The sequence below is a fragment of the Hymenobacter sp. genome (assembly GCF_036387835.1).
Taxonomy (GTDB): domain Bacteria; phylum Bacteroidota; class Bacteroidia; order Cytophagales; family Hymenobacteraceae; genus Hymenobacter.
The window spans coordinates 1-26,781 of the sequence record NZ_DASVSY010000027.1 but is presented as its reverse complement, the minus strand read 5'-3'; the positions used below and the strand labels follow the sequence as shown (position 1 = coordinate 26,781).

Here is a 26,781-nt window from a genome sequence, read left to right as displayed (position 1 = left end):
CAGGAGGAATCTGAGTGAAGTCGTTCAACGGTGATACCCAGATTCCTCCTGCGTCGGAATGACAGTGCTGGCGCTCCTTCCTCCCTCCATCTTATGAAAAGACGTGACTTTGTAGGGCTTACCGGACTTGCTACCGGCGCTCTGTTTATACCTAGTGTCCCTGGTTTCGGCAGCGGCAACCCCGTCGATGCTATGCGCCTGCTGGATGCGGCGGTGGACCCGGCTGTTAAGAAGAAGCTGGCCGACGCGGCTATGAATGCGGCGAAAGCGGCGGGCGCTACCTACTGCGACGTGCGGATTGGGCGCTACCTCAACCAAGGCGTTTTCACTCGCGAAAAGCAAGTGCAGAATATTGTCAGCACCGAAAGCTACGGGGCAGGCATCCGGGTTATTGCCAATGGTACCTGGGGCTTTGCTGCCACCAACACCGTGACGGAAGCCGGCCTGGCCAAGGCCGCGCAGCTAGCCGTGCAGATTGCCAAGGCTAACTCGAAAGTGCAGAAGGCGCAGGTGCAACTAGCCCCGCAGAAAGGCTACGGCGAAGTAAGCTGGAAGGCTCCTATTCAGTTGAATGCCTTCGAAGTGCCCATCAAAGACAAAGTGGATATCCTGTTGGCGGCCAATGCCAAGGCTATGGAAAACGGGGCCTCGTTTGTTAACTCAGTGCTGTTTCAAGTGAACGAGCAGAAGTACTTTGCCAGCACCGACGGCTCCTATATCGACCAGGACATTCACCGCATCTGGCCCACGTTTGGCGTAACGGCTATCGACCGGGCGTCGGGCAAGTTCCGCTCCCGGCAGGCCTTGAGCGCGCCTATGGGCATGGGCTACGAATACCTGACGCCCAAAGCCGCCGACAAAATTGCCGGCCCCGCAGGCTCCGATGTTATTGGTTACAAGAACAGCTACGACATCCTGGAAGACGCCGCCGCCGCCGCCAAGCAGGTGAAGCAGAAACTGACGGCCAAGAGCGTAGTGCCCGGCAAGTACGACCTGGTACTCGACCCGCACCACCTCGGCCTCACCATTCACGAATCGGTGGGCCACCCCACGGAGCTAGACCGGGTGCTCGGCTACGAGGCCAACTACGCCGGCACTTCGTTTGCCACGCTGGAATGGAAGGCCAAAAACATTCCTTACGGCTCCAAGCAAGTCAATATCGTGGCCGATAAGCTCCAGGCGAATTCGCTCGGCGCCGTCGGCTACGACGATGAGGGCGTGAAGACCAAGGAGTGGGACCTTATCAAAGAAGGCAAGCTGATCGACTACCAGAAGATTCGCGACCAGGCCGCTATGGTTGGGCAGAAAGAGTCGGATGGGTGCTGCTACTCGCAGTCGTGGCAGGATGTGCAGTTTCAGCGCATGCCGAATGTGAGCTTGCGCCCCGGCACCACCAAGTTGACCGTGGACGAGATGGTGAGCAAGGTGGATAAGGGCATTTACATTGCCGGCAACGGCTCGTTTTCTATCGACCAGCAGCGCTACAACTTCCAGTTTGGCGGGCAAGTCTTCTACGCCATCGACAAAGGCAAGATTACCGGCATGTTGGAAGACGTGGCCTATCAGGCCAACACGCAAGAGTTCTGGAACTCCTGCGCCGGCTCCTGCGACCAGGCCGACTACCGGTTTGCGGGTTTCTTCAACGATGGTAAAGGTCAGCCTTCGCAAAGCTCCGCCGTGAGCCACGGCTCGGCTACCACCCGCTTCAACGGCGTCAACGTCATCAACACCGCCCGCAAGATTGGCTAGGGTGGTGTGAGGGTGTCGGAAGGCAACACAAATGCTTTTCTTTTCACCACAGAACGTTGCCCGTCTGGCTTATGCCGGGCGGGCTTCTTCTTTTATTATGGCCTTTCCTGAATATTTAGTAATCTGCGTGCAGCCTGCATTTCGCAGCTTGCATCTATGACTTGAGATGGATGGAAAAGAAGTTAAAATAGAAGCGCCAGGAGCGGCTTGAAGCACACTGCCTGTGTTTTATGAGGCTAGCCTTTAAATACCTGTCTCTTATTTCCTGTCATCACCTCTTTACCGGTCACCTTCTCACTCTAGCTATAATCTTCTCACCTTTTAACCCCCAATCACCTTGAAAAGACGTGACTTTATGGGGCTAACCGGCTTGGCAGCCGGGGGCCTGTTGCTGCCGGGCATACCGAGCCTAGGCGGTATTCTCGTGGATCCCGAGCAGCTGCTCGAAGTCATGGACCCGGTTTTAAAGAAACGTCTGGCCGATGCCGCCCTGAATGCCGCCAAAACGGCGGGCGCCACCTACTGCGACGTGCGGATTGGGCGCTACCTCAACCAGTACGTTTTCACCCGCGAAAAGCAGGTGCAGAACATTACCAGCACGGAGAGCCTCGGCGCGGGCGTACGGGTGTTGGTGAACGGCGCCTGGGGCTTTGCTTCCACCAATACCGTGACGGAAGCTGGCGTTGCGGCGGCGGCCCGCTCAGCGGTGGCCATTGCCAAAGCCAATCAGAAAGTACAGAAGCAACCCGTGCAGCTGGCACCGCAAAACGGCTACGGCGAGGTAAACTGGAAAACACCCATTCAGAAAAACGCCTTCGAAGTGCCGGTCAAGGAAAAGGTGGAGCTGCTGCTGGCTGCCAATGCCAAAGCCCTCGACAACGGCGCCAACTACATCAACTCGGCCCTGTTTCAGGTGAACGAACAGAAATACTTTGCCAGCACCGACGGCTCTTACATCGACCAGGACGTGCATCGCATCTGGCCTACGTTCACTGTCACGGCCATTGATAAGGCCTCGGGCAAGTTTCGCTCCCGCGAGTCGATGTCGGCGGCCATGGGCTTGGGCTACGAGTACCTGACACCCAACGCCAGCGACCGGGCAGTTGGCCCGACTGGCACCACGGTGGTAGGCTACAAGCAGCGCTACGACATTCTGGAAGATGCCGCGCAGGCAGCCAAACATGCCAAGGAAAAACTCACGGCCAAGAGCGTAGTACCCGGCAAGTACGACCTGGTACTCGACCCCGCTCACCTCGGCCTGACCATCCACGAATCGGTGGGCCACCCGACGGAGCTGGACCGGGTGCTGGGCTACGAGGCCAATTTTGCCGGCACTAGCTTCGCTACGCTGGAGTGGAAAGCCAAGAACATTCCCTACGGCTCCAAGCAGGTTAACATTGTAGCCGATAAGCTGCAACCCGGTTCACTTGGCGCCGTTGGTTACGACGATGAGGGCGTGAAGACCAAGCAGTGGGACCTTATCAAAGAAGGCAAGCTGGTGAATTACCAGAAAATCCGCGACCAGGCCGCCGTAGTAGGGCAGCAAGAATCAGACGGGTGCTGCTATGCCGATGCCTGGAGTTCGGTGCAGTTCCAGCGTATGCCCAACGTGAGCCTGCAGCCCGGTAAAGACAAGCTGACCGTGGACGAAATGATCAGCAAGGTGGATAAGGGCATTTACATTGCCGGGGCCGGCTCCTACTCTATCGACCAGCAACGCTACAACTTCCAGTTCGGCGGGCAGGTCTTCTACGCCATCGACAAAGGCAAGATTACCGGCATGTTGGAAGACGTAGCCTACCAGGCCAACACGCAAGAGTTCTGGAACTCCTGCGCCGGCTCCTGCGACCAAGCCGACTACCGGCTCATGGGCACTTTCTTCGACGGCAAAGGCCAGCCGAGCCAGATTTCGGCCGTGAGCCACGGCTCGGCCACCACCCGCTTCAACGGTGTCAACGTCATCAACACGGCCCGGAAAATTGGTTGATGGTTGATTGCGGATTGTTGAATTGCTGCTGGTTGAATATCCAAATCAACTTTCGGCAACCAACAATTCAACCATCTAACAACCAGCAATCAACAATTCAACAATCAACTATCAACTAATGGCAATACTTTCCAAAGACGAAGCGCAAGCCATCTTGAAAAAGGTGCTCGGCTTCAGCACCGCCAACGAGTGCATGGGCCAATTAAATGGCCGCACTACCGGCAACATTCGCTACGCCCGCAACAATGTGAGTACGGCCGGCTTGTCCGATAATGTGAGTTTGGCGGTGGAAGCCCGGTTTGGCAAACGCTCGGGCGTGGCCACCTGCAACCAGTTCGACGATGCTACGTTGCGCCGCTGCGTGCAACGGGCCGAAGAAATTGCCAAGCTGGCTCCCGAAGACCCCGAATACATGCCCATGCTCGGGCCCCAACAGTACCTTACGCCCACCAGCTACACCGCCGCTACGGCCGGCATCACCGCCGACTTCCGCGCTCAGGTAGCCGCCGACAGCATTGCGCTGTGCGAGGCCCGTAAGCTCACCGGGGCAGGCTACCTCGAAGACGGCCCTAGATTCACTGCCATTCGCAACAACAAGGGGCTGGAAGGCTATCAGCAGTCCACGCAGCTGGATTTTTCGGTGACGGTGCGCACGACCGATGGTACCGGCTCGGGCTACGCCGTAGCCGACTACACCGACGTAAGTAAGCTTGATGCCAAGGCTCTTACGGAAATTGCGGCCCGCAAAGCTGCGGGTTCGGTGGCAGCCAAGGCCATTGAGCCCGGCAAGTACACAGTTATTCTGGAGCCGGCCGCCCTGGTTTCCGACGAAGGCGTTTTGAACCGCTTGATGTACGCCCTCGATGCCCGCGAAGCCGATGAAGGTCGCAGCTTCCTCAGCAAAAAAGGCGGCGGCAACAAGCTAGGAGAAAAGCTGTTCGACCCGCGCATCACCATCTACTCCGACCCGCTCAACCCCACCGCCCCCGGCCGCGTGTTCGATGGCGACGGCCTGCCCGTGAAGCGCATGAACTGGGTGGAAAAAGGCGTGATAAAAAACCTGTACTACTCCCGCTACTGGGCCGAGAAAAGCAAGAAGCCCGCTACGGCCTTCCCAAGCGGCTGGATCATGGAAGGCGGCACGCAAAGCGTCGACGACCTCATCAAAGGCACGGCCAAGGGCATCCTGGTTACGCGCCTCTGGTACATCCGCGACGTCGACCCGCAAACCCTGCTCGTCACCGGCCTCACCCGCGACGGAACCTTCTACATCGAAAACGGCAAAATCAAGCACCCCATCAAAAACATGCGCTTCAATGAAAGCCCGGTTATCATGCTCAACAACATCGAGGCCCTTGGCAAACCGGTGCGCCTGGGCGGTAACCTCGTGCCCCCGCTGAAAATCCGCGACTTCACGTTTACCAGCTTGTCGGACGCGGTGTAGAGTCAACGATACACAACAGCAAAGCCCTGTATGCCTATAGGCATACAGGGCTTTGCTGTTGTGTATTAAGCTTGGTAATCAGGTTGATTTCTTTCCGAACAGATACCCAATTGTAACCTGCCCAACGCGGTTGTGCACTCCACCAATACCCAACCGTCTGCGGAAAGCACGCTCATCCGAATCACCTACAATATCAGATAAGCCATAGTTCAACCGCAGATCCACAACGAAGCCGTTAGGAGTTTCCAAACCAACACCACCTACTACTGCACCTTCCACTGACTTATATTCCCCTTTACTCGAACCCAAGAAAAGGCCTAATTGTGGCCCTGCATTCACATAAAACTTGCCGCCAATGTATTGGCGCAGCAATACAGGTACATTCAGATAGTACAGCTTGTAGGCTTCGGTTTCAGTCATTGTTTCCAGGTCCGCCCCCTGCCCACTAATCAAAGCTTCTAGCTGCACAGCGAAGCCTTGCGAAGAGGGTTTTAATCGAAGCATAGGACCAGCCACAAAATCGGTACGAGCTTGTGCTGAAGCATTGAGTGCGCCATCAAGAATGGCAACCGACATTCCACCTTTTAGTCCCAAGCAAATACCACCATCGGTTTGTGCTTGGCTGGTTGCTGCAAAACCGAACAACACGCCGAGCAGCAGAGTAATTTTTTTCATAATAATGGAAGAAGCTAAAATGGAATATCCTGCAAGCAATAGAATTGCCTGGGTACTGCCAAAATACCCCTCCATCATCCACTACTTTCCTAATTTAATACCTACAAAGGCTTGAATAACGCGGTTTTTGAGGCGGGGGTCGTTGGCGCCGTTCAGGTCGTCAACGTCGTTGATGTTGTTGAGGCCAGCGGTGTAGCGGGCGCCGATGATGAGGCTGCCTACTTCCAGACCGGCACCGGCGGCCAAGGCAAAGTCGTTTTTCTTGTAGTTATTGTCGGCACTGCGGTCTACAGGGCCGTAGCCGTCTTCTGCACTAATGCGGAGCGTACCGTTTTCACGGGCGCCGAGTAATACGCCAAACTGGGGGCCCGCCTCAACATAGACCGGGCCTACTTTCACGTGGGCCAGCACGGGGATGTTGAGGTAGTGCAGCTTGGTATCGTAGTTTGCCACCGCCGACTTGAACTCCGAGCCTTGCAAAGAGTAAAGCACCTCCGGCTGGATAGACAATGGGCCTAACACCGGCAGCCGCAGGAAAGCGCCCACGTGGTAGGAAGTTTTGTAGTTGGTGTCCATGTTGATGTTTTGCCCATCGAGTACAGCCTTGTTGACGCCGGCCTTGATGCCGAATTGAGCTTGCGCTTGGCTGGCACCAGCCAGTAGCAAGAAAAGTATGGCAAGAAGTTGCAGAGGTTTCATGGTAGGAAAGGAAGATTAGTTATACATAAACCTAGTAAACGCAAAATCATTGCCATACTAGTGTCCCTGCCGACATAACTTTTTGGCAAGAGCGTAGGCTTGCCTGAATTCGCGGTATTTTTCGGCAGCCAGTTCCTTACAAGCCACCTTCACGCCTTGCGCTGTGTCTGTAACTTGCCGCCTAGCCCTCGCGTTCGGGCCTTACTCAGCTACTTCACTTACTCAGTTACTCTTTCGTGCCTGTTCCTTTCACTTTCGTGCGCTTGCAATACCGCTCCGGCGACTGGGACGGTGTCGATGAGCGGATGCCGACCAACTTGCTGCACTCTCTCATTCAATACACCAAAATTCCGGTCAACCAGAAAGAGAAAGTGGTAGCGCTGGACTCGCCCGAGCTGTTTCGGCATCCGTTCTGCTACTTGTCGGGGCACCGGCTGGTGCAATTTTCGGCGCAGGAAAAGGCAAACTTCACCCAGTACGTGCGCAACGGCGGCTTCGTATTTGTGGATGACTGCAACCACGACATCGACGGCCTGTTTGCCCGCTCTTTTGAGGAGCAGATGCGGCAGTGCTTCGGCGCCGGGGCCCTCAAGAAGATTCCCAAGACCCACATTATCTACTCGCAGTTCTTCAAGTTCCCCGACGGTCCACCGCCTACTTCGTTCGAGCTAAACGGTTGGGGCGACGACTTGGTGCACGATTACCTCAAAGGCATCGAAATCAACGGCCGCCTCGGCGTGCTCTATTCCAACAAAGACTACGGCTGCGAGTGGGACTACGACTTCCGCAACAAACGCTTCCTGGCCGAAGACAACACCAAGTTTGGCGTCAATATTTTGCTGTACGCGCTAACGGCGTGACCCCCTCCCCTCTCCCGGAGGGGAGGGGGTGGGGTGCTACCGAAACGCCCGCGGCAGCTGCTCCAGCAGCAACGGTTGCTGCGGCGCGGGCAGCAGCCGCCCCTGCGCATCGAACACGCCGAGTTGTTGCAGCCAGGCCTCGAACTCCGGGGCGGGGCGCAGGTTGAGCACGCTCCGGATGTAGAGGGCGTCGTGGAAGGAGGTGGACTGGTAGTTGAGCATGATGTCGTCGGCGCCGGGGACGCCCATGATGAAGTTGCAGCCTGCTACGCCGAGCAGCGTGAGCAGAGTATCCATGTCGTCTTGGTCGGCTTCGGCGTGATTGGTATAGCAGATGTCCATGCCCATGGGCAGGCCGAGCAGCTTACCGCAAAAGTGGTCTTCGAGGGCCGCCCGAATGATCTGCTTGCCATCGTAGAGGTATTCGGGGCCGATGAAGCCTACTACCGAATTGACTAATAGCGGCCGGAAGCGGCGGGCCACGGCGTAGGCCCGGGCTTCGCAGGTTTGCTGGTCGAGGCCATGGTGAGCGTTGGCACTGAGGGCGCTGCCTTGGCCGGTTTCGAAGTACATCACGTTGTTGCCCACCGTGCCCCGATTCAAACTGAGGGTAGCTTGCCAAGCTTCCTCCAACAGCGCCAGATTGATGCCGAAGCTGGCGTTGGCCGCCTCAGTACCAGCAACCGACTGAAACGTGAGGTCCACTGGGGCTTGCTGCTCCACTAGTTCCAGTGTGGTCGTGACGTGGCATAGTACGCAAGACTGCGTGGGAATGGCGTATTGCTGCCGGATGGCATCGAGCATTTCCAGCAGGTTGCGGACTGCCGCCGGACTGTCGGTAGCCGGGTTGATGCCAAGTACGGCGTCGCCGCTGCCGTAGAGCAGGCCATCAAGCAGGCTGGCCGCAATACCGCGGGCATCGTCGGTGGGGTGATTGGGTTGCAGGCGGGTGGCCAGGTGGCCGCGCAGCCCGAGCGTATTGCGGAAGCTGGTGACGACCTCGCAACGGCGGGCTACGGCAATCAACTCCTGGTTGCGCATAAGCTTACTGACGCCAGCCACCATTTCGGGCGTCAGGCCAGGGGCGAGTTGCTGCAAGGTGCGTGTGTCGGTGGTATCGGCCAGCAGCCAGTCGCGCAGCTGCCCCACCGTGAAGTGGCTGACCGGTACGAAAGCGGCGGCATCGTGCGTATCCAAGATCAAGCGCGTTACCTCGTCTTGCTCATAAGGAATTAGGTCTTCCTGCAAGAACGCCCGCAGCGGCACATCGGCCAGCGTAAGCTGCGCGGCAACCCGCTCCTCATACGTCTCCGCTGCCACTCCCGCCAGCACATCACCCGACCGCAGCGGCGAAGCCTTCGCCAGCAACGTTTTCAGATCAGCGAATTGGTAAACCCGGTTGCGGATAGTATGATGGTAAGCCATGTTTTAGAGCCTAGACTTGAGACGTTAGATTACGTTCTGCTACTCTGGTTCAAGGGAAAAGACGGCTATGCTGAGTGTGTAGCACATCAAGCCAGGAACCGGAGGCGAAGCATATTTCATGTGATAAGCTCAACAGCAGTACGTGAGACGCTCTAGCAAGCTTAGCACGACTGCTATATCACCCATACCAATGCCGCTAACTGCCGTTTTGCGCCGACATTGCTGCATCATTCTTAGCTAAACCAAGCAGCATATACAGCCCTAGCAACGCTCCTAGGCCCACAAAGAACACCAGACTTAGCAACCAATTGTAATACACAATAGCCCCCAAACTCACCACCGACAACACCGTAGCGACCAGCGGAAACCAAGGATAGAACGGCGTTACGAAGGGCCGCAGCAGCTCCGGCTCTTTCCAGCGCAGCACAAACAAGCTAACCAGACTAACCAAGTACATCACCACCGCGCCTAGCACCGACAGAACGATGAGCTTATCGGTGGTGCCCGTCAGCAGAGACAGGCAGCCCACCACGCCCCCGGCCACCAACGCCCAATGCGGGGTCTGGAACCGGGGGTTTACGCGAGCCAAAAAGCTCGGCAAGTAGCCACTGCGAGCCAGCGCAAACACCTGCCTTGAATACCCAATGATGGTGCCATGAAATGAGGCCACCAAGCCAAACAGCCCGATGCTGGCAAACACCTTGGTCCAAGGGCTGCTTTTACCGAGGGCGTAGCTTAGCGCTTCAGGCAAGGGATAGTCGATGGCGCTGAGGCGGTGCCAGTTGGTGACGCCACCGGTCAGCACCATCACGCCCAAAGCCAGCACAACCAGCGTGAGCATTCCGTAGGTGTAGCCAATGGGGATGGTGCGCTGAGGGTCCTGCACTTCTTCGGCCACCATGGCCACGCCCTCAATAGCCAGATAAAACCAAATGGCAAATGGCAAAGCCGCAAACACACCCGCCGCCCCAAAAGGCATGGGGTCGGCGAGGAAGTTGCTGGCCTTGAAGTGCGGCGCCACCAGCCCCATAAACACCAGCAGCTCGGCCACGGCCAGCAGCGTGACTACCAACGAAAACAGCGCCGACTCCTTGATGCCTAGCAAATTGATACCAATAAATAACACGTAGCTCCCCAACGCCGTAGCCAGCACCGGCACACTGGGGTACAGGAAATGCACGTAGCTGCCCAAAGCAAACGCAATGGCTGGCGGGGCAAACAGAAACTCGACCAATGTAGCATAGCCCGCCACGAAGCCCCCTACAGGTCCCATAGCCCGATGCGCGTACGCAAACGGCCCGCCTGCATGGGGAATAGCCGTCGTTAACTCGGTGAAGCTGAATATGAACGTAACGTAAAGCACCGTAATCAGGAGCGTTGCCACCAGAAAGCCCACCGTGCCTGACACCGCCCATCCGTAGTTCCAGCCGAAATATTCGCCGGAAATAACCAGCCCCACGGCAATAGCCCACAAGTGCAGCGGCTTCAATACTTTTTTTAAGGCCGACGGCGGAGCAGCATCCTTCATACACGAAATCGAACAAGCAGCTAAACCCTTAACATAGCGCTAATTGCGCAGAATATCCTGCTTCTGCTTCCTTGAAGTGAATTCTGGTAGCTTCGCGTCGAAAAGCCACTTAAAAAATCTTGTTTTACCTTGTGCAAATAGGCGCTAAGTGAGGTGCCTCAGTCACCTTGCGGCATTTAGGAGCAGGATAGCTGGTTTTCCTTTCGTGACCGGGAAACTTTAGCTCTTCCTTGGCTGTAATACTTTATTACAGATTTCAAATGCTTAGCTTTATAAGTGAAAGCCATCAACTAAATCATCAACACATGGGGAAATCCCAAGCAAGCTTCGGCAAAAAAGAAAACGAGAAAAAGCGCCAAAAGAAAAAGCAGGAGAAGGAGGAGCGCAAGGAAGAGCGGCAGGCAACAGCCAAAAGCGGCCAGAGCCTCGATGAGATGCTGGCCTACGTAGACGAAGATGGCAACATCTCCTCTACCCCTCCTGACCCGACCCGGAAGAAGAAAGAAATCAAGCTCGAAGATGTCCGTATCGGGGCACTAAAGCAGGAAGACCAGGAGCAGGAAGACCCAATCCGCAAGGGAACAGTTACCTTCTTCAATGACTCTAAGGGCTACGGTTTCATCAAAGACCAGCAAACGCAGGAAAGCGTTTTCGTGCACGTCAATAGCCTGGGTGGCATTACGATAAAAGAAAACGACAAAGTAACTTTCGAGGTGGAGATGGGCCAGAAAGGCCCGAGCGCCGTCGGGGTGAAAAAGGCTGAGTAGATTGGCAGCAACAGCAAAGCGGCGGCAGCTCCTAGGAGTTGCCGCCGCTTTGCTGTTATAGCAAGGCCTGTGAACAACCCACCCAACCTAGCGCGTAAGCCAGCGGAAACCATAGAAAACCACAGGAAATCCGTTCCGCGCTGCCTTGCCCTACAACAGCAGCACGTCGATGCGGTGGGCGTGCACCATTTCTTGAGTAGTCGACCAGGCAAACACCGTGAAGTAACCATCCTGAGAAGCCACCAGCGCCAGCGCATCGCGCTGATCATACACGAACTGGGCAGCGGCCAGGTGGCGGGTACCACCGTTTTGAGCCGGATGCAGGTAGCGGGCGACGCTACCGACAACGGGCTCCGTTAGCACCATTTTATCGACGGGGGTGCTTGATTCGGCCCGGGCAACTTTAACACCGAAGGCGAGCAGGTGGTAGTCGCGCGTGATGACGGTGGCGCCATCTACGGCCGTGAAGCCGCCCACAATGCCAATGGCCAACTGAATTTCCTCGCGCCACTGCCACTTGGCTTGCTCTTGCTGCCGACCTTCGGCAATGCCCATGTAGGCGGGCAGCACGGGGTAGGTAATGGGTTTCACAATGGATTCTTGCCACTGTGTGGAGTTAGGCGGCACTACCAGCACTAGGCCACCCCGCCCATGCGCCCGCATTACGGCGGCCAGCTCACCGAGCACGTTATCGGTTTCGCCGGTGCTGGTGGGCAGGTTGCGGTTGGGCAGGAAAGCCTGCAATGCCGGACAGTCTTGCATGGCAGCGCTTTCGGCGTCTACTAGTTGCAGTTGGTCGCCGCGGAGGATGGCTACGTTCACAAACTTGCCGAAACCGTCGGCCCGGCGGTGTTTAACTACTAGTAGGCCGGGCTCCACTACTTCTATCACCAAGCACAAGGGCGGTATGCCCGTGGCGGTGCCCCACACGTAGAGGCCTTCCTCGTCGTGCCACACGCCCAAATGAATACCGGGCAGTTCTACGGCGGGCGCCAGTTTAAGCAGGTTGTAAGGAATAAGCCGGCGCTTGCTGAACACCACGGGCTGCGTGGCTTTGGCGGGCTCCAGCAAGGCCAGCGAAATTTTGGGCGGGTATCCTTCTTCCCGGCGCAGACTAGCCCAAAACGCGGCATCAATCATCACTTCCACTATATCTGCCGGTGGCGGCGCGGCCAGCAGAATGGCATCTTGCGCGGTGTCAGGGCCTTGGGTGGCCGCCGCATGGTGCCGGGCAAAGTGGGTTTCAATCATGGGCGCGACCACACGGGCCGCTAAATAGGTAGGTTCGGAAAGCATGACCGGTAAGTACGGAGCTTTTGCGTTTGGATGCTACTCTTTGTACCACCTGAGCTACCAAGTTGGCTGTCACTCAGCACCGCTTCGTTTCTGTAGCATGCTTTGTTCTTACCGCTTTGCAATACGTGCTGTTCCTCTTTCGAGAAACAAAAAAAGCCCCTTAGCGCGAACTAAGGAGCTTTTCTAAGCTGTAAAGCAACTTCTTGCTTTTAAGCGGTCCGGACGGGACTCGAACCCGCGACCTCCGCCGTGACAGGGCGGCATTCTAACCGACTGAACTACCGAACCGTTTTCCTTTAATTGAAAAGCCAGTGCTTTTCGTTAAAGTGCTGCAAAGGTAAGGGTGTATTCGGAACTTACAAGAGAAAACAGCTTCAAAATGCCAGAAAAGCTTCTTTTGCTGTCGGCAGCAGAAGCTCCCGCTCAACCGAAACCAACTTTATCGTATTCGCTAGCAACGCATTAGATGTGGTACTCAGACAATGATCTTGCACCGCAAAGCGCTAGTCCGGCATATGCTTGCTTTTCTTGCTCCGGGGCGGGCTCTTCCGGAGCAGAGGCTTTTTAGGTTCATCTTCACCCGTTAGCTTGGCAAGGTTGGCCTCGGCGGCTTTAGCGTCGGGCGAATCATCGGAGGCAGAACCGGCGTCGGCTTGCTGCTTGGCCAGGTAAGTAAGGCCTGCCGCCAGCAAGGCTACGCCGCCTACTATTTTCTGGCCGGTACTCAGCTTGCCGATCTGCTTGGTGACTTTACGAAACTTCTTGAGCGACACAGCGGCCTCGTCCAGCAAGTCGTTCGACTTGTTGTCTTTCTTGGAGTGCTTCTTCTTGTCTTTGGCCATGAGAGTGTAGAGAAAACTGAGAACCGGGTCCGCTACAAGCACAAGGTTGAGTAATGCCTGCGCTCCTGCGGGTTCGTTATTCGCAAGGTTTGCCGTTAAGGTTTCCTTTTCCGCCCACTGCTTTTCCATATCCTATCTTCTATTGCTGAGCTTGTTAGGTGCTTTATGGCTCTGATCCAAAGGCGCCGACAAGCTACTATAACGCACTAACTGCTGGCACAATACAGGTGCTCTGCCGTGCTTGAGCCAAACGCAAGGGCACTTGAAGCGTTAGCCTTATATGTAGCCAGAGCCAGAGGGCAGGCATTGGCAGTTCCTAAGGCTCGTTAATCACGGTGCTGCTACGGCTTCGGTTCTGCATTATCCACATTCGCAGGGCCACGCCGAACACGGCCAGCCCCCAAACCCCTACGCAAACCAGGCCCCATTTCAGCAAGCTGGTTAGCTCCCCAAACTCGTACCGCATCTGGCGGGTGTGCATGAAATGCAAGGCAATAGCCAGAAAGTAGAACGACCAATACTGCATGTAGACGAAGAAAGCAGCGGATAGCGCGAAGAAAACAGCTACTGTTGCCTTCTTCTTGAAGAGCACGGCCGATAGGGCCATAAAGCAGGCATAAAGTCCCGCTCCGATCAGAATTCCTCCAATTCCGCCTTGCAAGAGGAAGGCAGCCTTCACCTCTTTCTCGCCGGCATAGGCCACCACCGGCCAGCCAAGGCAGCAACACAGGACGATACAAGTAAGTAAACGCTTCATTGGTGCCACATAAAAAAGGCTAGAACTGCTGGCATACAGTTCTGGCCTTTTACGTGTTCAAAATGATACGGGGAAGGTGCGCAGCTCGATGGCCATATGTTGCATCACGGAACCTGGATATGGCGGTTTGTCAAGAAACGCGGTTGAAGCTGGCTGGCAACTTAGAGTGGAACGCGGATATAGCTTTCAGTGGCCAAGCCTGCAAAAATGCACCGGTAGTCTGGCCAACGACCATCCCATTGAAAGCAACTCAGATCAGCAGCGGCACTCTATTCTCCTGACTGACGGATGGTGGTAGCCGCGTAGCGCTCCACAGACGGAGCATAGTAAGAGGTTAGGGCTTCCACTACTTTACATTACTGCCCAAGGCCCGAAACCGTTTTGGTTTCGTATTTTACCAACGCAACCCCACGGTTAGTTTGTTATCGGCCTAGGCTGCGCTTCTCTGGTGTATACTCGTGTTTTCTTGGTATTTCGCTATGTCAGTTACGCCCGAACTCGTTACCTAGTTTTTCCAAGGCCAGGCCTATCAGGTGCTGCGGGGTCACTGTGGCTTCGAGCAGGCTCTCGACCATGCGGGCCGGCCCAGCACCACGGTGCGTGTCCGGGTTGTGACGCTCACGCTCGATGCCTCCGACCCAGATGCCCGCCTGAGCAGCTACATGCTCGACCCCACCATGCGGGCCGGCAGCCAGCTAGAGCAGCGTCGACCCGATGGCTCCCTGCTGCACCGCCTCCACATTCAGGCGGCCCACTGCGTGGGGCTGCGCAGTCACTTTGCCCCCACCGACCCCAGCGGCTGGCCCGGCGAGGTGCTGACCTTGCGCCTGACGGCTGCCGCCCTCACCCTGGATGGGCTGACCGTGGAGGCACACAGTGTGTTGCCCTGGCAGGCGCCCGAGGAAGTACGCCGCCGCGCCCGCCTGCTGGGCGACGCCACCAACCTGGCCGCCGCTCAGGCCATGCAGGAAGCTAAAGGCCGGCTCCGCGTGCAGGCCCCGCCCGCCGCCGCCCCGCCCACGCTCACCGGCAACGCCGACAAGGGCGTGTACGGCGAGCATATCTCCGAAGCCTACATGCGCGCCCAGGGCCACACCAAGCTCAACGACGGCGGCCTGGTCACGCCCCCGCCCCCTGGCGGTACGGCCCGTGGCACTGGCATCGATGGCGTGTGGAAGCACGGCAGCCCGCCGCCCGACTACATTATCACCGAGGCCAAGTATGGCAAGAGTCGCCTCGGCATGACAAATGATGGCCTGCAGATGAGTGATTCTTGGATAACCGGAAGCGAACGGTTGAAAAAAGCAGTCGGCTCACGGGAAGCAGGACGAATCATCACTGCAATGGCATTAGGTACAGTGGAAAAAATGCTGCACAAAATAGACGCGACAGGCAAGCTGATTGAAACCATTTTGCTATAGAGCTACAAACAAAACGAGATGGACAAAATCAAGCGAGAACCCCTGCTGACAGAAGCCTTCTTCGACGAAGAAATAAGCATCGCGCAGGAGAATATTACTCGAAATACAGACTACTTGCAGCAGCGATATGCAGAGCTAGCCAAACCTGAGATTTTGCTGTTCAGTAACTTTTCAGAGCGCTATTCCTTGTTTGCGCTAGAATACTCCCGAGGTCAGCGTGTTGAAATACTGAAGAGTGACTTTCTACAGTTAGTGGAAACGCTGGAGCGGTACAAGCAACACCCGGCAGCGGAGAATTTCTTCTTCAATGGCGAGCAGGACGAGTACATGCAGGCGGTAACCTTGGTGTCCATCGCGCTGCTGCTACACGTTGAGGTGGACGTATTCCGCCGCTTGGTAGAGGCCATCGGGGCCAATGGGCAGGACTACGTACTTGAGTGGCTCATCGGCCGCCGCCTGCTGGGCCGCCCCCAAACTACGCAGCTGCTCTTTCCCAAGACCTACGCCCGCCTGCGCGACGCCATTCAGGCACCCATCGATTTGCAGCCGCGCCTATTGCAAGCCTTTCTGGCCGGCTGGTACGAGAGCCTCAACACGGTCTGGTACAACATCCACGCGCACCGCACAGATGCCGCCGGCTTCACCGGCTACTGGTGCTGGGAGGCAGCGGCAGCGGCTTACGCACTTGGCGTAGAAGATGCCGAGCTGCAAACCCTGCGCTACTACCCCACCGACCTGGCTGACTATGCCTTCGGCCGGAAGCCCAAACTGGCATAAGCCCACCCAACAAAAAGCAGCGGAAGCTAGGGTAGCTCCAGCCGCTTTTTGTTTCTGTTGTAGGGCCGAGAAACTATGACATGCTTTTGCGGCGGGCCACTAGCCAGAAGAGCAGCAAAAAGACCTCCGTAATAATGGTGGCTACCGCCACGGGAGTAGCGTATTTTGATGAACATGCCGGACAAGGCCTAAACTCAGAAGGGCACGGTTCACATTGCGTCCCCAAAAACCTGAACCAGCAGTATCCCCCAATGCATGCTATCAGCAAGGCAAGCAGCAAACATGTCTTTGTAATCCTTTGCATGTTGTAAAACAACAAAAACGCCTTTGCTAAAACAGCAGAGGTATTTTTGTTTCTACCGCAAGCACACATTTACATATGAATAGCGCGGTTCTCCGTAGCAGCCAAACACGCTTCCTTCATGGCTTCGGCGTAGGTGGGGTGGGCGTGGCTCATGCGGGCTACGTCCTCGGCGGAGGCGCGGAACTCCATGGCCGTTACGGCTTCGGCAATCAGGTCGGCGATGCGTGGGCCGATCATGTGCACACCTAGGATTTCGTCGGTTTCCTTGTCGGCCAGCACTTTCACGAAGCCGTCGAGGTCCATGGAGGCGCGGGCACGGCCCGAGGCGCGGAACGGGAAGTTGCCGGTTTTGTAGGCCTTGCCCTGCTCCTTCAGCTGCTCTTCGGTGTAGCCGACGCCGGCCACTTCCGGCCAGGTGTACACTACCCCTGGGATGAGCAGGTAGTTGATGTGCGGCTTCTGGCCTACAATGGTTTCGGCCACGAACACGCCTTCTTCCTCAGCCTTGTGGGCCAGCATGGCGCCCCGAATCACGTCGCCGATGGCGTAGATGCCGGGCACGTTGGTTTGCAGGTGCTCGTCTACCTTGACGCGGCCGCGCTCTTCCATGGCTACGCCAGCGGCTTCCAGGTTAAGGCCCGCGGTGTAGGGCACCCGGCCCACGGCTACCAGGCAGTAGTCGCCTTCAAACTTCACTTCCTCGCCTTTCGGGTTGGTGGCGGTTACGGTCACGGTGTCGTCGGCGCGGGTGGCCCCGGTTACTTTGTGGCTCAGGAAAAACTCGATGCCGATTTTACCGAGGATGCGCTTCAGCTCTTTGCCCAACGCGCGGTCCATGGTCGGAATGAGCGAATCCATGAACTCGACCACGCTCACCTTGGCGCCAAGGCGGGCATAGACAGAGGCCATTTCCAAACCAATGACACCACCACCAATCACAATCATGTGCTTGGGCACCTCCCGGATGTTGAGGGCCTCGGTGCTGGTGATGATGCGCTGCTTGTCTTGCTGAATAAAGGGCAGCACGGTAGGCTTGGAGCCGGTAGCTATGATAACGTTTTTGGTTTCAATCTGCTGCTCCTCGCCGCCGGCCGCAGGCTGAATTTTGATGTGATTTTTATCCACGAACGAACCGACGCCGTGCAGCACGTCGATCTTGTTTTTCTTCATCAGAAACTGAATGCCATCGGTGTTGGCCTTCACGACGCCGTTTTTGCGGTCTATCATCTGGTTCATGTTCACCTGCAGGTTGCTCAGCTCAATACCGTGCTCCTTGAAGGTGGAATGGGCGTTGTGGTAGTGCTCGGTCGAGTCGAGGAGGGCTTTGCTAGGGATGCAGCCTACGTTGAGGCAGGTACCACCAAGGGTGTCGTATTTCTCGATGAGGGCCGTTTTGAGGCCAAGCTGGGCGCAGCGGATAGCCGCCACATAACCGCCGGGGCCGGAGCCGATAACGGTAACGTCGTATTGGTTCATACTCAGAGAGTGAGGTCGGTGGAAATCAACGGCCGCGAAGGTACGAACGGCGACGTTGTGAACTGACGAAATTGTGCGATATGCCTTTTGAAGTGCAGCTTAGCTAAAACAAGCTTCTGCTGTTTTTGTGCTGGCGGCTGCCGGCGCAGGACCTTCTCCAACAGAGCCAGCAGGTGCCGTAACAACTCGTTGTGGCTTCGCTTCTAAGTAGCCCTTGTCTGGCTACATGATAAGGCACAAGATGATAAACGAAGTCTGTTTGTCGTTTTTGTCACTCCGAAGCTGTTTAGAAAGTCAGCCGACCTCCTCGATCTGGCGTCCGCATATGGCGCCTCAGGCCAGGGTGCGCAGCCGGGGAAGCATCTCGCGTGCTGAGGTTGCAACGGCAAATGGGTTTACTATGACTAGCGAGATGCTTCGACTCCGGCTGCACCTACGCGGACGCCAGATCAAGCAGGACGGTCGAGCAACTTCCTAAAACAGCTTTCTGGTGGATGCATCAGCTTGCGCAACCGCTTCTTACAGCAAAAAACCCCTCCTCATATGCTGAGAAGGGGCTTCACCTATATTGAACATGCTGTGCTACTGCACTTGTAACTGGCCAACTTGCGCCCGCAATACCTGACGGGCAATGCCGAGGTTGGTATTCTGAGCCGATACGACCAGGTAGATAAACCGGCGGCCATCGGGCGTTAGCTGGAGCAGATGCAATTGGCTGGACAGCGTAATGAGAATATCATCAATGCGTTCATCGGTGAGCAGCAAAGCAGCCATAGCCTTCTGCTTCTGTTTCACTACTTCGGCATTGTAAGTAGCCGCCGTGTCGGGGTTGATGGTGGCGGTGGAATGGGCGGCCAGGCTCATGCCCGAGGCCACATCCACTACGGCCACCGCTAGTAGCCCAGGCAGCTCGGCTAGCACCTGCTGCACCACTTGGTTGGCCAGCGGGTCAGGAGTAGCCAGTCCGGTTTTCGATACTTTAATCGAAGTAGATGCTTTTCGGCGGTAGTTTTTCGGTTTCACCCAAGCAATATACGACTATCACACTCCACTACTAGCCCCTAGAACTGCCACCAGCGCCGCTTCTGCTCTTTTTCTTTTGGGAGCAGGGTTATATTGTTGGTAGTGCTGCCTTTCACGGCTAGTTCCTCGTCCTGGTAGCCACCGTAGCCGTACTTGAGGGTGCTGGTACCAACCGGAACCTGCATCACATATTCGCCTTCGGCATTGGTAGATACTCCGTGGCGGCTGCCTGGATTCATAACGGTAGCCCCAATCAGTGGCGCGCCATTTTCGTTGAGAATACGGCCTCGTACCGTAACCATCCGCATAGAAGAAGCGGAAGCGGCTGCGGCCGATGTAGAAGCGGCTTCGAACGCCGCCTCGGCGGGTAGGGCCATGGTTTCGGTGGGCACGCTTTCAATGGTACGGTCGGTGGGCAAGCTGGTGCCGGCGAATACCATGGTGCCGAGCAGGGCCGTCATGGCTACCATGGTGGTGGCCCGACGACGGAAGCGTACCGGCTCGGCCCGGATAAACTGCACTTGCTTTTGCACCCAGGTAGGTGTGATGGCAGCGCTTGGTTCAGCGTTGTGCAGCTGCTGCCAGCGGTTGAGGGTTTCGTGGGCCTTATCGGCATCCCGATGCAGATATTCTTCTACTGCCTTGGCCGATGAGCGGCTCAAATCACCGTTGAGGTAGGCATCACGATAGACGGGTAGTAATTCGCCGGTCTTTGTATCGAAAGGAGAAGCGGTCAATTTCATAAGAGTAGGAAAAAGGGGGAGTGAGAGAAAGAAAAGGGAGAAGCTAACTAAGACTGCCGGGTGCGCACTTAGGATTTACAGGTGCGCAACACGGCCCGGGCAATGCCCAAATTTGTATCCCGGGAGTCGACGACGACATACAAGAAGCGTTGACCATCGGGTAGCAGCCGCAGCAAATGAAGCTGCGTCTGGAGTGTAATCAGGATTTCCTCCAACTGCTCCTCGGCTGGCAGCAACAGCGCCTGCATAGCAAGATGCTGCTGCCGAATCACTTCGGCGTTGAACCCTACCACTTTGCTGAGGCTGAACTCGCGCGCGGTGGTATAAGACGCCAAAGCCTGTCCCGAATCCATCTGCACTACTGCCGCTCCTATTAGCTCCGGCAGCCCTGCCAGCACTTGCTGAAGTAGCCGCTCGGCCGCCAAAGATTCCGGACTAGAACCTGTGGGCACTACTTTATCGACCGTTGGCCGGGCTAGTGCCTGTAAGCGTTGAAGAAATGGTATTTGCATAAAAGGCCTATCAGTTATGCTGGTGCTCCTGGCACCCACGCTAGGCGAAGAATATGTTCAGTTTCCTAGTGAAACTGCCCCTCCTGCTCTCCGCGCATCACAACCGACAAGGCCAGTGGCGACGCGCGGAAATGCATCAAATAATTTAGTTGAGCTGGCTGGCGTGCGTACGGAGCACATCCCGGGCAATAGCCAAGTTGGTATCGCGTGAGTTGACCACCAGATAGATAAACTTGGTGCCAGCGTCGTTGAGCCGGATCAGGTGCAGCTGGCTGGATAGCGAGATAAGGATATCCTCAATCTTTTCGCCCGTTAGCTTTAGCGCGGCCATAGCTTTTTGCTTCTGCTTCACCACTTCGGTGTTGTAAGCGGCTGCCGTGTCGGGGTTGAGGTTAGGCGAATTGGTGTGCGATGCGAGGCTCATGCCGGAGGTGGCATCTACTACTGCAACGGCGGTTAAGCCTGGCAGATCTGTAATTACGTCCTGGACTACTTTACCAGCGGGATTGTTAACTGAATAAGCCATGATACTTTAGAGGGAAAAGGGGAGAAAATGTTAATTAACCAAGTCTTCTGTCGAGTTCCGCTACCAGCAGCAGGCCCACGCGTTGGCCTATCATGGGGGTAGAGAGCAGTAGCCGGTATCTCTTCAAGGGAAGTTCTGAAGTCCGGTTCGTTCGCCGTAGAAATAGGCTGACTTGGTTTACAAATCTCTTTGGTTTGTCCTCTAAAAAAAATGACTGTTATTGGCTATAAAAATGATTGTTATTAAACTTTTCCCACGCCAAAAATTGTGGGAGACCATTATGGGATGAGTAAAATTATATTTATGCTAGCTTACACCACAACTACGAATAAAATAAGTCTCCCCACCCGGTTTTATTCCGAGTGGGGAGATACGAGGCAAGAATTTGATTGGTTTTGGAACGTCGAAATTAATTTTCGTCAGCTGATCTAATCATGTTCTGAAGCTAAGAATCAATCGCAGACAGCAGAAATTTGGCGGAGCTTCTCAACATTCAAAATGGTAATACGGCTGCCTTGGGTTACCACTAACCCCTCGTCGCGGAACTCGGAGAGAAGACGACTGGCCGTTTCTTTTGCCGTACTGGCGAGAGCCGCCAAATCGTCGCGGGAAACCGGAATGCTGAAGACGGTATTCGTCTCAGGCTGAAACACCTCGTGGAGTAGCAAAAGCGCCTCCGCCAACCGCTCGCGCACCGATTTGTAGGCGGTGTGTAGCATACGCTCTTCGGCTTGTCCGAGCGACTTGGCCAGCAGGAGCGTCAAAGAATCAGAGAATTGTGAGTTCTGCTTGATGATGCTAAGGAAATCGAGGCGTGGCACCTGGCAAATAACACAGTCGGTGAGGGCTACCGCGGCCGTAGAGTAGGTGTTGCCAATCATCAGCGAGCGGTAACCGAGTACGTCTCCCTCCTTGGCCAACCGAATGATCTGCTCTTTGCCATTGGCACTGACCTTCGAGACTTTCACCTTGCCCTTGTTGATACAATGCAAGCCACTAATACGGCTGCCCTGCTGAAAAATCAACTGGCCCTTGTGGTACGACTGATGAACCTTTCCATCCGAAATCATCGCCAATTCACTGAGTTGGCAGGTACCTAGCAACGACTTGTGCAGATGAGGGCAATTTTGGCAATTGGCGGGGACAGTTGGTATTACCATGTTCGTGTGCTCTTATAATTGTTTTTCGACCTTGTAAGTCTCTCTGGCTACTACCTGCTCCACACCTCGTGGCTCGAAGGCAACACTGTAATATTGCAAATGCAGCTTAATCGCCTTCACTGATGAGATTTCAGTGCAATATTACTATTTTGCAAATCAACATCAAATCCATTTAACAGGTTGCGAGGCTTGAATTAAATAATTTTAATGAATAAAATTACTGCATAACAGCTTATTACGCAAGCATAACCATTACTAGCTATTAAAGAGTCTGTATTCAAGACAATATCCACTCGAATACCGGCTCTATATTTTTTAATATTGATAAGATATTCCCAAATGTTAGGATGCGTATAACGTTACGTTCCAGAACCAGCTTATATGCTATTAATCAGCCCACTCTCTCTGCTTAGCGGTGTTGTTAGTTAGCTGCTACTCCACCAGCACTCCTATAAAAGAGTTGAACGTATCTACTTCCAGGTTTTCCTTAGTTAGGCCAGGTACTTCCAGGGCTTGAAAGCTGGTGGTAGGCGTAATGAAGCGACACTCGCCTCCTTTGGCACGGATGCGCACGGGCATATCGAAGCTAGGTACGTCGGCAATCCAACGGGCTAAGGCTTTGCCGTCTTCGAAGCGTAGCTCCAGCGTGGGTATGCCGGGGTAGCGCAGGTATTGGTCGAAGATCGGAGTTAGGTTGCGGCCACTTTGCTGGTTGATATAGCCCACTACCTGCTCGGTGGTGACAGTTTGATGATAGAAAGTTTGAGAGAGGCCGCGCAGTATTTGCCGCCACTTGGCGTCGTCGTTGATGACGATGCGGACCATGTTAAGCAGGTTGCTGCCTTTGTCGTACATGTCGCCGGAGCCTTCCTTGTTCACGTTGTACGGTCCGATGATGGGGCCATCGTTGCGGGTATTGCGCCGCTGGCCATGGATGTACTCCTGGCCGGCTTGTTTGCCAAACTGAGTTTCCACGAATAAGGCCTCCGAGTAGGTAGTGAAGCTTTCGTGTATCCACATGTCGGCAATGTCTTTGGAGGTGATGTTGTTGCCGAACCACTCGTGCCCGCTTTCGTGGATGATGATGAAGTCCCACTTTAGGCCCCACCCGGAGTTAGAGCGGTCTTTACCGAGGTAGCCGTTCAGGTACTTGTTGCCGTAGGCTACGGCGCTCTGATGCTCCATACCGAGGTGCGGAGCGTCGACCAGCTTGTAGCCGTCCTCGTAGAATGGATAAGGGCCAAACCACGCTTCCATGCTTTTGAGCATGGGTTTTACGTTGTCGGCGAACTGCTTTTTAGCCTTCTCCAGGTTTTCTGGCAGCACCCAATAGTCTAGGGTGAGCTTACCTTTCTCGCCGTTATAGATGTCGCTAAAATGGGTGTAGTCGCCCACGTTGAGGGCCACGTCGTAGTTGTTGATGGGGTTGCGCACAAACCAGTCGAAGCGGGTGTAGCCGTCCTTTAAGGTTGTGGTTTTGCGCAGGCGGCCATTCGAGATATCTTTCAGGCCCTTCGGCACCGAAACACTGATTTGCATGCTGTCGACCTCGTCGGCCTGGTGGTCTTTGGTGGGCCACCAGATGCTGGCGCCCACGCCCTGGCAGGCGGTGGCTACCCACGGTTTGCCTTTGGCATCCTGGGTGAAAACCAGACCGCCATCCCAAGGCGCGTGTTGTGCCACGGTGGGCTGGCCGGAGTAGTACACGGTAAACTCGCCGCGGCTGCCTTTGCGGATAGGAGCCGGAAACGTAACAAATACGGCATTGGCTTCGCGGGTATACGGCACCGTTTTGCCTTGGTACTCCACTTTCTCCACGGCTAGGTTGGCAAACAAGTCGAACTGCAGGCGAGTGAAATCCTGAGTGGCTGTGAAGCGAAACAGGTTGGAGCCACTGATGAATTTGCGCGCTACGTCCAGCTTAACATTGAGGTGGTAGTAGTTGATGTCGTAGCAAGTACGCAGCGGCGTGAGGGCGCCCCGCAAGGAGTCGGCCCGGGTGAAGGTGGCCTTTGGCTGCATGAGCTGGGCCGGGGCGAGGTGAGCCAGGCTCATCAGGCCGGCCAGAAGCAAGGAGGAGAAGAAACGCACAAGCAAATAGCTGAGATGTGGATCAAAGAACGGTATTGCAAGTAAAACGCTGCGTCGCCGTTGCTGAAGGGGGGCATGCAGCGTGTGGCTGGTGGTTTATGGATTCAGCATAGCGCTTGGTGGAACTACTAGATGGTTTCTGAAAACACTAGCCCATCATGCGGAAGCGCAGCCGAAGCATCTCGCTCGTTTCATTGCCCGGCTGTAGAGACGCGACACTTCGCGTCTCCTCGTTGAACGACCGGCAAGACACGGTTTAAATAAACAACATCAGCAACGCCGAAACGCTACATCGTTCACAACGAGATAAGCGGGCTGCTCCGGCAAGCAGAAGCCCGCTCAAGCTGAACGGTTATTTTAGAGAAAACAGACCAAAAGACTTTTTAAACATAGTTTGGTTGGTGGGCAACGAGTAGTGGCCCTACGAACGGCTGCACGGAATTCATAGGACCACCCCGACTGTCAGCCCTTGGTGTTCCGTTGAAAAAGGTGTTATTGGCACAGCGCAAACTAGCAGTAGGCTGTTCCTTTGTTGTTCATTCTTGCGGTAGATGTTATGTACATTCAATCGATAGTTGACAGCGAGGAAAAGTCGCTCCGAGATTTTGCGCTCTTCAAAAGTGCTGCCGACCAAAATACGGTTATCAACTCCCGGTCTACGTTCTGCAACTGGCCGACGCACGCCGACCGAATGTCGCTGAAGTTCTCGTTTGCGGGCACCGAAGCCTATTATGTGCGGCACCGCAAGGTGGAAGTGGAGAAGGACCGGTTTCTGGTGGTTAATGCCGGGCAGCCGTATTCGAGCGCAATTCGTTCGGTGGAATGGGTGCACTGCCTGGCTATCTACTTCAACCAACAACTGCTGCAAACCGCCGCCGACACGAGTTCCGACGAAGTTCTACTGGCCAACCCGACAGAGCGCAAAGGGTCGTCGATTTGGTTTTACGAAGACCTGCTCACGGCCACGCCCCGGCTGCGTCAGCAGCTCACGTTGCTGCGGCATCACCTGGAAGCCGGCCCCATGACGGAGCTGGAGCTAGAAGAGCGGCTCTATCACATCCTGCTCGACTTGCTGCTGACGCACCGCCGGGCAGTTTACCATAAAGCAACGCGGCTGTCGGCCATTAAGGCTACCACCCGCCTCGAAATTTACCGGCGCCTGCACTTAGCCCGCGAATTTATTGAGGAGCAAGCCGCCGAGGCACTTACTCTCGATGCTATTGCTGAGGCCAGCATGCTCTCCAAAAACCACTTACTGCGGCATTTTCGGGAGCTGTTTTGCCATTCACCCCACCGATACGTGACGAGTGTACGGCTGGCCAAAGCGTGCCATCTGCTCACGGAGTCGGGGCTGGCGGTGCAGGAAATCAGCTTGCATACCGGCTTTGAGTCGCCTAGTTCGTTTGGCCGGCTTTTTAAATCGGTGTTTACGCTTAGCCCGCAGCAATATCGCCTACAAAATGCTGGCTAGAGCGACTTTTTGGTTGAGGTAGCGTGAAGCCGCTGATGCTTGTGCAGCAACCTAGAAATGGCTTTGAATAGCCAGACAAAAAGAAATAGTAAATGCGGCTGGCTCTTGGGGCAGCCTATGGCAACTACACTTTAGGCTTTAAGCGCTGAGTTACTTCCGCAATATTCAGATGGCAACGAGCCTAGCTGGGCGGTATGTTTGCGCCTCTATCCTTTTCGTATGACTTCTTCTCTTGCACCTTCCCGGTCTTCGGTGCTGCTGGCTTTTGCGGCCGTGTACATCATCTGGGGCTCCACTTACCTGGGCATCCGGTTCGCCATCGACTCTATACCGCCACTGCTGATGGCGGGCACCCGCTATGCGCTGGCGGGAGCCTTGCTGTATGGCTTCATGCGCTGGCGCGGCGAACCTGCTCCTACTGCCCAAGGTTGGCGCAAGGCTTTGGTTATCGGCATTTGCCTGCTAGGGTTCGGCAACGGGGGCGTAACGCTTGGTGAGCAATACATTCCCTCGGGCCTGGCAGCGCTACTGGCCGCTACGGTACCTATGTTTCTGGCGCTGCTGGGCTGGTGGAGCGGCATGGCAGCCCGCCCCACCCTGTGGGTGGCTTTGGGTCTGACGTGCGGATTGCTCGGGGTGTATCTGCTGGCCCGTACGCCGGGAGTTAGCCACGTGGCGCTGCCGGGGCATGAAACATTGGGTATAAGCATGGTGCTGGTGGCAGCATTTTTATGGGCTATTGGTTCGCTCTATTCGAAAAAGAACCAGCCTAGCCCCTCTCCTTTTCTGTCGGGTGGCATGCAAATGCTGTGTGGGGGCTTGTTGATGCTCGTGGTTGGGCTATTGCGCGGGGAGGCAGCGGGCTTCGAGCTGGCGCAAGTCACGCCAAAGTCGTGGCTGGCGTATGGGTATCTGGTTTCGGTGGGCTCGATAGTGGCTTTTACGGCGTATATCTGGCTGTTGCGGGTGGTGGAACCGGCGCTGGCTGGTACGTATGCCTTTGTGAATCCGGTGGTGGCGGTGCTGCTTGGCTGGGCCTTTGCCGGCGAAGCCCTGAACCCACAGATGCTATTGGGTACTGCACTTATTGTGGCGGCTGTGGCGCTGGTGGTGCTCGGTGGCCGCAAAACCAGTTCTTAGAAATAAGTGTACCTGTAACGCGGAAATCCTGTGGCTTCCGTTCCGCGACGAGCAGAGCAAGTTCCTGCGCGTTAACACTATACGGCGCAGAGCCGAATACTCGCGGTG

Annotated in this window: 22 protein-coding genes, 1 tRNA gene and 1 pseudogene; 9 read left to right on the top strand and 15 right to left on the bottom strand. The window is 55.6% G+C overall.

The annotated features are described in order from the left end of the window. Positions 1 to 93: 93 nt before the first annotated feature. The 3 genes from VF639_RS05645 to VF639_RS05635 all read left to right on the top strand — a co-directional run bounded on the left by VF639_RS05645 (position 94) and on the right by VF639_RS05635 (position 5,180). Positions 94 to 1,749 (top strand): TldD/PmbA family protein, encoded by a 1,656-nt coding sequence (locus VF639_RS05645; protein ID WP_331144910.1) that lies wholly within the window; start codon positions 94 to 96, stop codon positions 1,747 to 1,749. Positions 1,750 to 2,086: 337 nt separating this feature from the next. After that, positions 2,087 to 3,736, top strand: a complete 1,650-nt coding sequence (locus VF639_RS05640; protein WP_331144909.1) for a TldD/PmbA family protein — start codon at positions 2,087 to 2,089, stop codon at positions 3,734 to 3,736. A 118-nt stretch (positions 3,737 to 3,854) separates the two neighbouring features. Continuing rightward, the gene (locus VF639_RS05635) at positions 3,855 to 5,180 is read left to right on the top strand and encodes a TldD/PmbA family protein (RefSeq protein WP_331144908.1); all 1,326 of its coding nucleotides are present in this window, start codon (positions 3,855 to 3,857) and stop codon (positions 5,178 to 5,180) included. Positions 5,181 to 5,258: 78 nt separating this feature from the next. Here the strand turns inward: VF639_RS05635 and VF639_RS05630 are convergent, their stop codons facing one another. Together VF639_RS05630 and VF639_RS05625 are read right to left on the bottom strand one after the other, a co-directional pair. Next, complete coding sequence (locus VF639_RS05630) at positions 5,259 to 5,855, bottom strand: outer membrane beta-barrel protein (protein WP_331144907.1); 597 nt, start codon at positions 5,853 to 5,855, stop codon at positions 5,259 to 5,261. 81 nt (positions 5,856 to 5,936) lie between these two features. Further along, complete coding sequence (locus VF639_RS05625) at positions 5,937 to 6,554, bottom strand: porin family protein (RefSeq protein ID WP_331144906.1); 618 nt, start codon at positions 6,552 to 6,554, stop codon at positions 5,937 to 5,939. Positions 6,555 to 6,790: 236 nt separating this feature from the next. Here VF639_RS05625 and VF639_RS05620 point away from each other — a divergent pair, with 236 nt between their 5' ends. Further along, positions 6,791 to 7,414 (top strand): DUF4159 domain-containing protein, encoded by a 624-nt coding sequence (locus VF639_RS05620; RefSeq protein WP_331144905.1) that lies wholly within the window; start codon positions 6,791 to 6,793, stop codon positions 7,412 to 7,414. Between the two features lie 36 nt (positions 7,415 to 7,450). Here the strand turns inward: VF639_RS05620 and VF639_RS05615 are convergent, their stop codons facing one another. Both VF639_RS05615 and eat read right to left on the bottom strand, forming a co-directional pair. Next, on the bottom strand, positions 7,451 to 8,839 hold the full coding sequence (locus tag VF639_RS05615; protein WP_331144904.1) for an ethanolamine ammonia-lyase subunit EutB: 1,389 nt from the start codon (positions 8,837 to 8,839) through the stop codon (positions 7,451 to 7,453). 196 nt (positions 8,840 to 9,035) lie between these two features. Further along, the gene (eat, locus tag VF639_RS05610; protein ID WP_331144903.1) at positions 9,036 to 10,367 is read right to left on the bottom strand and encodes an ethanolamine permease; all 1,332 of its coding nucleotides are present in this window, start codon (positions 10,365 to 10,367) and stop codon (positions 9,036 to 9,038) included. Positions 10,368 to 10,672: 305 nt separating this feature from the next. On the opposite strand from eat, the gene VF639_RS05605 reads away from it, so the two are divergent. Next, the gene (locus tag VF639_RS05605; RefSeq protein ID WP_331144902.1) at positions 10,673 to 11,134 is read left to right on the top strand and encodes a cold-shock protein; all 462 of its coding nucleotides are present in this window, start codon (positions 10,673 to 10,675) and stop codon (positions 11,132 to 11,134) included. A 150-nt stretch (positions 11,135 to 11,284) separates the two neighbouring features. On the opposite strand, the gene VF639_RS05600 is transcribed toward VF639_RS05605, so the two are convergent. The 4 genes from VF639_RS05600 to VF639_RS05585 all read right to left on the bottom strand — a co-directional run bounded on the left by VF639_RS05600 (position 11,285) and on the right by VF639_RS05585 (position 14,029). Beyond that, positions 11,285 to 12,430 carry a putative sensor domain DACNV-containing protein gene (locus tag VF639_RS05600; protein WP_331144901.1) on the bottom strand — a complete coding sequence of 382 codons (1,146 nt, stop codon included), beginning with the start codon at positions 12,428 to 12,430 and terminating at the stop codon, positions 11,285 to 11,287. Between the two features lie 214 nt (positions 12,431 to 12,644). Further along, positions 12,645 to 12,718 (bottom strand) — tRNA-Asp (locus VF639_RS05595). Between the two features lie 215 nt (positions 12,719 to 12,933). After that, positions 12,934 to 13,272, bottom strand: a complete 339-nt coding sequence (locus VF639_RS05590) for a hypothetical protein (protein ID WP_331144900.1) — start codon at positions 13,270 to 13,272, stop codon at positions 12,934 to 12,936. 316 nt (positions 13,273 to 13,588) lie between these two features. Further along, positions 13,589 to 14,029: a hypothetical protein gene (locus VF639_RS05585; RefSeq protein ID WP_331144899.1), complete on the bottom strand. Its 441-nt coding sequence runs from the start codon at positions 14,027 to 14,029 to the stop codon at positions 13,589 to 13,591. A 527-nt stretch (positions 14,030 to 14,556) separates the two neighbouring features. Here VF639_RS05585 and tssD point away from each other — a divergent pair. Together tssD and VF639_RS05575 are read left to right on the top strand one after the other, a co-directional pair. Continuing rightward, a pseudogene (tssD, locus tag VF639_RS05580) lies at positions 14,557 to 15,450 on the top strand (type VI secretion system tube protein TssD); the annotation flags it as partial. 18 nt (positions 15,451 to 15,468) lie between these two features. After that, on the top strand, positions 15,469 to 16,227 hold the full coding sequence (locus VF639_RS05575; protein ID WP_331144898.1) for a PoNe immunity protein domain-containing protein: 759 nt from the start codon (positions 15,469 to 15,471) through the stop codon (positions 16,225 to 16,227). Between the two features lie 373 nt (positions 16,228 to 16,600). On the opposite strand, the gene lpdA is transcribed toward VF639_RS05575, so the two are convergent. The 7 genes from lpdA to VF639_RS05540 form a co-directional block, all read right to left on the bottom strand. Next, positions 16,601 to 18,007 carry a dihydrolipoyl dehydrogenase gene (gene lpdA / locus VF639_RS05570; RefSeq protein WP_331144897.1) on the bottom strand — a complete coding sequence of 469 codons (1,407 nt, stop codon included), beginning with the start codon at positions 18,005 to 18,007 and terminating at the stop codon, positions 16,601 to 16,603. A gap of 582 nt (positions 18,008 to 18,589) precedes the next feature. Further along, on the bottom strand, positions 18,590 to 19,030 hold the full coding sequence (locus VF639_RS05565) for a hypothetical protein (protein WP_331144896.1): 441 nt from the start codon (positions 19,028 to 19,030) through the stop codon (positions 18,590 to 18,592). A gap of 38 nt (positions 19,031 to 19,068) precedes the next feature. Further along, positions 19,069 to 19,773 carry a carboxypeptidase-like regulatory domain-containing protein gene (locus tag VF639_RS05560; protein WP_331144895.1) on the bottom strand — a complete coding sequence of 235 codons (705 nt, stop codon included), beginning with the start codon at positions 19,771 to 19,773 and terminating at the stop codon, positions 19,069 to 19,071. Positions 19,774 to 19,841: 68 nt separating this feature from the next. Beyond that, positions 19,842 to 20,285 (bottom strand): hypothetical protein, encoded by a 444-nt coding sequence (locus tag VF639_RS05555; protein ID WP_331144894.1) that lies wholly within the window; start codon positions 20,283 to 20,285, stop codon positions 19,842 to 19,844. A gap of 145 nt (positions 20,286 to 20,430) precedes the next feature. After that, positions 20,431 to 20,811: a hypothetical protein gene (locus VF639_RS05550; protein WP_331144893.1), complete on the bottom strand. Its 381-nt coding sequence runs from the start codon at positions 20,809 to 20,811 to the stop codon at positions 20,431 to 20,433. A 452-nt stretch (positions 20,812 to 21,263) separates the two neighbouring features. Beyond that, positions 21,264 to 21,971, bottom strand: a complete 708-nt coding sequence (locus tag VF639_RS05545; protein ID WP_331144892.1) for a Crp/Fnr family transcriptional regulator — start codon at positions 21,969 to 21,971, stop codon at positions 21,264 to 21,266. 432 nt (positions 21,972 to 22,403) lie between these two features. Next, complete coding sequence (locus VF639_RS05540; protein WP_331144891.1) at positions 22,404 to 24,062, bottom strand: M1 family metallopeptidase; 1,659 nt, start codon at positions 24,060 to 24,062, stop codon at positions 22,404 to 22,406. Between the two features lie 556 nt (positions 24,063 to 24,618). Here VF639_RS05540 and VF639_RS05535 point away from each other — a divergent pair. After that, positions 24,619 to 25,533 carry an AraC family transcriptional regulator gene (locus VF639_RS05535; RefSeq protein WP_331144890.1) on the top strand — a complete coding sequence of 305 codons (915 nt, stop codon included), beginning with the start codon at positions 24,619 to 24,621 and terminating at the stop codon, positions 25,531 to 25,533. 219 nt (positions 25,534 to 25,752) lie between these two features. Then, positions 25,753 to 26,673: a drug/metabolite exporter YedA gene (gene yedA / locus VF639_RS05530; RefSeq protein ID WP_331144889.1), complete on the top strand. Its 921-nt coding sequence runs from the start codon at positions 25,753 to 25,755 to the stop codon at positions 26,671 to 26,673. Positions 26,674 to 26,781 lie beyond the last annotated feature (108 nt).

Bases quoted from the DNA above. Each gene is read 5' to 3' on its own strand.
- yedA (WP_331144889.1), top strand. From the start codon at position 25,753: ATGACTTCTTCTCTTGCACCTTCCCGGTCTTCGGTGCTGCTGGCTTTT.
- VF639_RS05560 (WP_331144895.1), bottom strand. From the start codon at position 19,773: ATGAAATTGACCGCTTCTCCTTTCGATACAAAGACCGGCGAATTACTA.
- VF639_RS05535 (WP_331144890.1), top strand. From the start codon at position 24,619: ATGTACATTCAATCGATAGTTGACAGCGAGGAAAAGTCGCTCCGAGAT.
- VF639_RS05635 (WP_331144908.1), top strand. From the start codon at position 3,855: ATGGCAATACTTTCCAAAGACGAAGCGCAAGCCATCTTGAAAAAGGTG.
- VF639_RS05555 (WP_331144894.1), bottom strand. From the start codon at position 20,285: ATGCAAATACCATTTCTTCAACGCTTACAGGCACTAGCCCGGCCAACG.
- VF639_RS05615 (WP_331144904.1), bottom strand. From the start codon at position 8,839: ATGGCTTACCATCATACTATCCGCAACCGGGTTTACCAATTCGCTGAT.
- VF639_RS05590 (WP_331144900.1), bottom strand. From the start codon at position 13,272: ATGGCCAAAGACAAGAAGAAGCACTCCAAGAAAGACAACAAGTCGAAC.
- VF639_RS05550 (WP_331144893.1), bottom strand. From the start codon at position 20,811: ATGGCTTATTCAGTTAACAATCCCGCTGGTAAAGTAGTCCAGGACGTA.
- VF639_RS05600 (WP_331144901.1), bottom strand. From the start codon at position 12,430: ATGCTTTCCGAACCTACCTATTTAGCGGCCCGTGTGGTCGCGCCCATG.
- VF639_RS05545 (WP_331144892.1), bottom strand. From the start codon at position 21,971: ATGGTAATACCAACTGTCCCCGCCAATTGCCAAAATTGCCCTCATCTG.
- VF639_RS05585 (WP_331144899.1), bottom strand. From the start codon at position 14,029: ATGAAGCGTTTACTTACTTGTATCGTCCTGTGTTGCTGCCTTGGCTGG.
- VF639_RS05645 (WP_331144910.1), top strand. From the start codon at position 94: ATGAAAAGACGTGACTTTGTAGGGCTTACCGGACTTGCTACCGGCGCT.
- VF639_RS05630 (WP_331144907.1), bottom strand. From the start codon at position 5,855: ATGAAAAAAATTACTCTGCTGCTCGGCGTGTTGTTCGGTTTTGCAGCA.
- VF639_RS05625 (WP_331144906.1), bottom strand. From the start codon at position 6,554: ATGAAACCTCTGCAACTTCTTGCCATACTTTTCTTGCTACTGGCTGGT.
- VF639_RS05575 (WP_331144898.1), top strand. From the start codon at position 15,469: ATGGACAAAATCAAGCGAGAACCCCTGCTGACAGAAGCCTTCTTCGAC.
- eat (WP_331144903.1), bottom strand. From the start codon at position 10,367: ATGAAGGATGCTGCTCCGCCGTCGGCCTTAAAAAAAGTATTGAAGCCG.
- lpdA (WP_331144897.1), bottom strand. From the start codon at position 18,007: ATGAACCAATACGACGTTACCGTTATCGGCTCCGGCCCCGGCGGTTAT.
- VF639_RS05605 (WP_331144902.1), top strand. From the start codon at position 10,673: ATGGGGAAATCCCAAGCAAGCTTCGGCAAAAAAGAAAACGAGAAAAAG.